Annotated in this window: 5 protein-coding genes and 1 pseudogene; 4 read left to right on the top strand and 2 right to left on the bottom strand. The window is 73.7% G+C overall.

Features of this window, described 5'->3' with window-relative positions; genetic code table 11:
• Positions 1–382 (bottom strand): annotated as a pseudogene (locus tag AB0O00_RS25960) (hypothetical protein); the annotation flags it as partial.
• A gap of 136 nt (positions 383–518) precedes the next feature.
• On the opposite strand from AB0O00_RS25960, the gene AB0O00_RS25955 reads away from it, so the two are divergent.
• Both AB0O00_RS25955 and AB0O00_RS25950 read left to right on the top strand, forming a co-directional pair.
• Entirely contained in the window at positions 519–1,196 is a 678-nt protein-coding gene (locus tag AB0O00_RS25955) for a response regulator transcription factor (protein ID WP_363655626.1), read from the top strand.
• A gap of 1 nt (position 1,197) precedes the next feature.
• Positions 1,198–2,493 carry a histidine kinase dimerization/phospho-acceptor domain-containing protein gene (locus AB0O00_RS25950; protein WP_363655624.1) on the top strand — a complete coding sequence of 432 codons (1,296 nt, stop codon included), beginning with the start codon at positions 1,198–1,200 and terminating at the stop codon, positions 2,491–2,493.
• 102 nt (positions 2,494–2,595) lie between these two features.
• Here AB0O00_RS25950 and AB0O00_RS25945 read toward each other — a convergent pair whose 3' ends face one another.
• Positions 2,596–4,149 carry a hypothetical protein gene (locus tag AB0O00_RS25945; RefSeq protein ID WP_363655622.1) on the bottom strand — a complete coding sequence of 518 codons (1,554 nt, stop codon included), beginning with the start codon at positions 4,147–4,149 and terminating at the stop codon, positions 2,596–2,598.
• A gap of 319 nt (positions 4,150–4,468) precedes the next feature.
• Between AB0O00_RS25945 and AB0O00_RS25940 the strand changes: the two genes are divergently transcribed.
• Complete coding sequence (locus AB0O00_RS25940) at positions 4,469–5,653, top strand: CapA family protein (protein WP_363655620.1); 1,185 nt, start codon at positions 4,469–4,471, stop codon at positions 5,651–5,653.
• Positions 5,654–5,785: 132 nt separating this feature from the next.
• Positions 5,786–6,699: serine/threonine-protein kinase (locus AB0O00_RS25935; RefSeq protein WP_363655618.1), on the top strand; the 914-nt coding region annotated here is incomplete at its 3' end.

Here is a 6,699-nt window from a genome sequence, read left to right as displayed (position 1 = left end):
GCCCGCCGTGGTGGCGGTGGCCGTGCTCGCCCTGCTGGCGTCCGTCGCCGCCGTGCTCGGCCTTGCCGCCCTCGGAACCCGGGCCGTCCTCGGACCAGTTCATCGCCCGCTCGTGGTCACGGCCGTGCCCGCCGTGCACGACGGTCAGCGCCACCCCGCCCGCGGCGCCGACCAGCGCGACCGCGGCCACCCCGGCGGCTATCCGGCGCTCGCGCCCGGCGGCCCAGGCGCGCACCCGCGCGACCCGGCGGCGCTTGGCCGACAGCTGCGGGACGTCCTCGGCGGCGGTCTGCGGGCCGGACGTCGGGCCGAGCTCGGGGCCGGGGTGCGGGCCGTCCGGGTACGGCGTGCTGGACGACGGGGACGACGGGGAGTCGGTCATCGGGCGCTCTCCTTGCATGGCGTGCTCCACGCGCCCGGTACCGCCCGGGCCGCGCCCGGCGATCATGGCGGACCGTTCCTGAACCTCCGCTTAAGGGCGGTGAAGATCGCTGCGGACCACCTGGCACCCTGAACGGATGCACATACTCGTCGTCGAGGACGAACACCGGATGGCCACCGCCCTGCGCCGCGGCCTGGAGGCGGACGGCCACACCGTCGACACCGCCCCCAACGGGCCCGAGGGCCTCGCCCTGGCCGGCCGCCACCCCTACGACGTCATCGTGCTCGACATCATGCTCCCCGGCCTCAACGGCTACCGGGTCTGCGCCCGCCTCCGCGCGAACGGCTGCCGGGCCGGGATCCTCATTCTCACCGCCAAGGACGGCGAGTGGGACGAGGCCGAGGCCCTCGACACCGGCGCCGACGACTACCTGTCCAAGCCGTTCTCCTTCGTCGTGCTGCTCGCCCGCCTGCGCGCCCTGCACCGGCGCATCGACCGGCAGCGGCCGCGCCTGCACACCCTCGGCGACCTCGTCGTCGACGCCAACGCCCGCACCTGCACCCGGGCGGGCACCCCCACCCACCTCACCGCCCGCGAGTTCGCCATCCTGGAGCACCTCGCCGCCCGCGCCGGGACGGTCGTCTCCAAGCGCGAGATCCTCGACCACGTGTGGGACGCCGACCACGACGCCGACCCCAGCGTCGTCGAGGTCCACATCCACGCGCTGCGCCGCAAGATCGACGCACCCTTCGGCCGCGCCGCGCTGCAGACCATGCGCGGCGCCGGCTACCGCCTCGACCCGGACGGCGGCTGAAGTGCCGTACCGGATCCGGCAGTTCACCCGCCGCCTCGTCCCCCGTACGGTCCGCGCCCGGGCCACCGCCGGGGCCGGGACGGTGCTCGGCGCGGCGCTCGCCCTCGCCAGCGCCGGACTGCTCGCCGTCCTGCACGCCGACCTCGTCGCCTCCGCCGCCTCGGCCACCCGCCAGCAGGCCGAGACCGTCGCCCAGCTCGCCGCGCAGGGCCGGCTCACCCCCGTTCTGCACACCGGCCACGGCACCGACTTCCTCCAGGTCGTCGACGCCCGCGGCACCGTCCTCGCCGCCAGCCCCAACCTGGCCGGACGCCCGGCGATCACCCCCGCCGGGCGCACCGGCTCGCACACCACCGACGACGTCGACCCGCTCCTCGACCACCACCGCCAGCGCGTCACCGCCGTCACCGGCGACACTCCCGCCGGGCCCGTCACCGTCTACGCCGGCGCCTCGCTGCGCGCCGCCGACGAGGCCCTCGACATCACCCAGGCCGGGCTCGCCGTCGCCTGCCCGCTGCTGCTGCTCACCGGCGTCGTCGTCACGTGGAAGGTCACCGGGAACGCGCTGCGCCCGGTCGAGGCGATCCGCGCCGAGGTCGACGCCATCACCGGGCAGGACCTGCACCGCCGGGTGCCCGAGCCCGGCACCGCCGACGAGATCGCCCGGCTCGCCGCCACCATGAACGCGATGCTCGACCGGCTGGAGGCCTCCGGACGGCGCCAGCGCCAGTTCATCGCCGACGCCTCGCACGAACTGCGCAGCCCGCTCGCCGTGCTGCGCACCCAGCTGGAGGTCGCCGACACCCACCCCGACCCGGCGGTGCGCGCCGAGCTCGTGCACGGCGCGCTCCAGGACACCGACCGGCTCCAGGGCCTCGCCACCGACCTGCTGCTCCTCGCACGCCTCGACGCGGGCGGCGCCGACGACCGGGCGCGCCAGCGCGTCGACATCACCGCGCTGGTCGCCGGCACCGTCCTCGGCCGCCCGGCCGGGCCGCACCGGCGCACCACCGACCTCGCCCCGGGCGTCGCCGTGGACGGCATCCCGCTGTGGCTCGGACGGCTGCTCACCAACCTGCTCGACAACGCCGAGCGGCACGCGGCCGGCGCCGTCCACGTGCGGCTGGGCGCGGACCGCGGCGCAGCACCCGGTCCCAGCGGCGGGACTGCGAGGCCACTTCGGCGTGGAGGTCCTCCGCGGTTTCGACGGTCGCCGGGTCGTCGCTGTGGCGCAGGCGCTCGGCGAGCGCGAGGACCCGTCGGGCGAGGGCCTCCTCGTCGGCGGCCGACACGTTGACGGTGACGGAGGACTCGCGGCCCGCCGCCACTCCGGAGTTGGTGATGGTGACGTTGGCGTGGCCGCCGACGTGGAACCCGCCGGAGACGTTCCTGTCCTCGCTCACGGCTTCTCCTTCCGCTTCTCGGTCGTGACGCGCCAGATCGGGAGCCTGATGCGGCTCCCGGCTCCGGCGGCCACCGGGGAGTTGATGAAGTTGATCCGTGCGTTGCCGGAGGTGAAGACACCGCCGTTGTAGATCACGCTCTGGCGCTCCCGCAGTTCCGAGACGTCGACCTGGTGGTCCTGGAGGAAGGTGACGAGGGCGTCCATGGTGCGGCGCTCGACGATCTTGGTGTACATCTGGCGGTCGATGTGCTGGTAGTAGCGGTGGTACTTCGGGTTGATCGCGGCCTCCCGGACGCTCAGCCGGGCGCCGTAGTTGAACGCGCGCTGGGTGATCAGGCGCAGCTGCTCCCGGTTCCTCAGCCAGCGGGCGATCCCGGCGACCGGCGCGGCGACGGGGACGGCGAGGCTGATGACCAGCCTCGGGAGCATGACGACGGCGGATTCCTTGGCGAGGGCGAGCAGTTGGCGCCAGGTGGGACGGTCGAGCAGGTGGTCGACCATGTGGTAGTCGCGGTGGATCGGCGGCAGCAGCGAGGTGGCGCCCTCGATGAACAGCAGGTCCTTCGCGGGACTCAGCGAGAAGCGGATCGTGCTGGTCGTCACGAGCTCGCTGCCCCAGCCCTGCACCGTCGTCACCAGGTAGGTCCGGGCGCGTGCGGACCCGTCCTCGCGCAGCCGGTTCATGACCGCGGGCGGAACGGTGACCTCCGGCCGGTCGGCGGGCCGGGGGAGCAGCAGTTGGCGCAGGACGGGATCGATGTCCTGGGCCAGGTCGGCACCGCTGACGAACACCCGCTCGGAGACGTCCACCCCGGGAAGTCCGAGCACTTGGATCGCATGGGTGACGGCGGTGAGCAACTCACCGACGCTGAACGGGATCACGTCGTCGAACTGCTCTCCGGGACGGTCCACCGTGATGGTGAAGTTCCAGGAGTCGAGCAGGCGCCCGTAGCCGAGGAACGGCTCGTAGCCGGAGAAGACCGTGACGTTGCCCTGGTGGTCCTGTGCGGCCAGGCGGTGCAGCAGGGCCTCGTCCCGCGGCCTGGCGGCGGGGGGCGCCTGCGTGGGGTCGAAGGTCGTGCGGCTGAGCCGGGGTCTGAGGACGCCGTAGAAGGTGGTGAGCCGTTCGATCAGCACGATGGCCCAGGCCAGGACGAGGAGGGGGAGCACGACGGCCGGGGTCGGGAACGGGAGCGCCGACCGGAACACCACGGAGGCGATCAGGCCGTAGGCGGTCAGCATGAGCAGGACCCAGGCCGCCGCCTGCCGGCTCCGGGCGGCGAGTGCGTAGCGCATGACGCACACCAGGTCGACGCCGGGCGAGGAGGCGACGGCTCGGTGCGGCTCCTCCAGGACGGCCGCGATGACCTTCTGGGCGAAGAGGCTGTCGAACTGGACGGCGACGCACAGGTACCGGGTGGCCTCCGTCGTCGAGTGCGGCGCGGGAAGGGGGGCGGGCGCGGTCGGGGCCCACCCCCGCGCCGGTGGAGCGGGGCTCGGGGAGGCTCCGCAGCGGGTGCAGCGGACGTCGGCCGCCGAGTTGCTCATGCTGCAGGCGGAACATCTCCACATGGCGAATGTGCTCATGACCGGCCTCTCGTCGAGGACGTGTTCGCGGATTCGCGGACCAACAGCATGTTCCTGCCAAGGCTGAAAGTGGCGCCCCAAGTCACCATCCGTTACAAGGCTATGACCCGACGTCAGATAAGGAAACGGGCTGTATGCGGAGGGTGGGGGTCTGGGCCGGGTCGGTTGGCCCCGTTGGGTGAGGCCTGGGGGTGGTGGGGCGTGGGGGACGGGCGGGGTGGGGGCGGGCTCGCATAGTCGAGGTGGGTGGGGAGGTCATATCCGCCGACTGTGGGACGAGATGATGATGAGATCGCCGCGCCGTGAGGTGCTCCTGGCTGTTGTGCTGCTCGCCCTCACGGGGTGTGGCGGGCCGCCCGTGCCGGAGACGGTGCCCTCGGTGGCAGAGGCTGCGACGGTCGTGCCGACGGCTTCCGGGCCGCGGGCGTTCACGCTGGTGGCGACGGGGGACGTCCTGCCGCACACCGAGATCATCCAGCAGGCCAAGGAGGACGCCGGGGGCGACGGGTACGACTTCACGCGGATGCTCGCCGGGGTCAAGCCCGTCATCGCCGCCGCCGACCTGGCGATCTGCCACATGGAGACGGTGTACGGCGCCGACGGCGGGCCCTTCACCGGGTACCCGTCGTTCAAGTCGCCCCCGCAGGTGGCCCGGGCGCTCAAGGACGCCGGGTACGCGTCCTGCGACACCGCCTCCAACCACACGCTCGACGACGGGTCGGCCGGGATCCGGCGCACGCTCGACGCCATGGACGCCGTCGGGCTGAAACACACCGGGTCCGCGCGCGCCGAGGACGAGGCGGGCAGGCCCGCGCTGCTCACGGCGGGCGGGGCGACCGTGGCCCAACTCGCCTACACGTACGGCACCAACGGCATCCCGCTGCCGAAGGGGCAGCCCTGGGCCGTCAACCTCATCGACCGCGACCGGATCCTCGCCGACGCGCGGGCGGCCCGGGAAGCGGGGGCGGACATCGTCGTCGTCAGCGTCCACTGGGGCACCGAGTGGCAGGACGCGCCGAACGAGCAGCAGCTCACGCTGGCCCGCGACCTCGCCGCCGAGCCGGAGCCGGGCCGGCCGGTGGTGGACCTGGTCCTCGGGACGCACGCCCACATCCCGCAGGCGTACGAGAAGATCAACGACACCTGGACCGTCTACGGCATGGGCGACCAGCTCGCGGGCCACATGTTCGACTACTCGGGCGCCGAGGACCCGCGCGGCAACTGGTCCTCGATCGCCCGGTTCACCTTCTCGCCACCGGGCGCGCCCGGGCAGCGGTGGGCCGTGACGAAGGCCGAGTTCGTCCCGCAGGTCACCGACCTCGGACCGCCCTACCGCGTCCTCGACCTGCGGGAGGCCGCCCGCGCCAACCCCGGCCGGGCCGACTACGCCAGGGCCCTGGACCACATCCGGTCCGTCGTGCTGAGCCGCGGGGCCGGTTCCGCGGGTCTGACCATGGCGCCGTAGCGGGGCGAGAGGCCGCGTGGCGTCGGCGTTCATGTGACGACAAGTCAGCCGTTATCGAGGGGCCCCATGATCTCCGGGGCGGCCCGGGATCGCGGCGCGCGCCCTCGATGCGGACTCGATTCAGGGAGAACCATGCATGGCACCGTGCTCGCCGACCGCTACCGGCTGGTGGACTGGCTGGGCGGCGGGTCGATGGGCGACGTGTGGCTCGCCGAGGACGAGGTCCTGGGCCGCCGGGTGGCGGTGAAGGTCGTGAAACCCGTGCTGCTGGACGAGCCCGGCTTCGCCGAGCGCTTCCACGCCGAGGCGCGCGTCATGGCGCGGCTGCGCCACCCGGGCATCGTCGGGGTCTACGACTACGGGCACGGCGACGCTCCCGCGTACGGACGAGGCCAGGTCGCCTACCTGGTCATGGAGCTGATCGACGGCGAGCCGCTCAGCGCCGTGCTGGAGCGCCGCGGAACGCTCCCGGTCGAGGAGGCGCTGGGGATGGCGCTCCAGGTGCTGGAGGCGCTGGCGGTGGCGCACGCGGGCGGGGTCGTCCACCGGGACGTCAAGCCGGCCAACCTGATGGTGCGTGGCGGTACGGAAGGCGGCGACCGGGTGGGCGAAGGCCGGGTCGTGATCGCGGACTTCGGCATCGCGCGGCCGGGCAGCGACGCCCGGCTGACCGTCCCCGGGATGGTCCTCGGCACCGCCGCGTACCAGGCGCCGGAGCAGGCCTCGACCGGGACGGCCACCGGCTCGGCGGACCTCTACGCGCTCGGTGTGGTCCTCTACGAGTGCGTGGCGGGGCGGCTGCCCTTCGACGGGGACACCGCGCTGGAGGTGATCCTCAAGCACCTGACGGAGCCCGTGCCACCGCTCCCGGACGCGATACCCGGTCCGGTGCGGGAGATCGTCGAGCGGGCGATGGCCAAGGACCCCGGGGAGCGGTGGCCCGACGCGGGGGCGATGGCCGAGGCGGTCCGCAGCGCGCTCGCGGTCGCGGGGGAGGGCGTGCGGCCCGGTCCGGGCAGCCGACGGTCCGCTGCCATCGGCAGGCA

The sequence above is a fragment of the Kitasatospora sp. NPDC093558 genome, assembly GCF_040683475.1.
In the GTDB taxonomy this organism is placed as follows: domain Bacteria; phylum Actinomycetota; class Actinomycetes; order Streptomycetales; family Streptomycetaceae; genus Kitasatospora.
Note: the sequence above shows the minus strand (reverse complement) of the source record. Positions and strands in the feature narration are given on the sequence as shown.

What these genes read in the sequence shown, in the direction of transcription:
- AB0O00_RS25955 (WP_363655626.1), top strand. Translation starts at nt 519, where the DNA reads ATGCACATACTCGTCGTCGAGGACGAACACCGGATGGCCACCGCCCTG.
- AB0O00_RS25945 (WP_363655622.1), bottom strand. Translation starts at nt 4,149, where the DNA reads ATGAGCAACTCGGCGGCCGACGTCCGCTGCACCCGCTGCGGAGCCTCC.
- AB0O00_RS25940 (WP_363655620.1), top strand. Translation starts at nt 4,469, where the DNA reads ATGATGATGAGATCGCCGCGCCGTGAGGTGCTCCTGGCTGTTGTGCTG.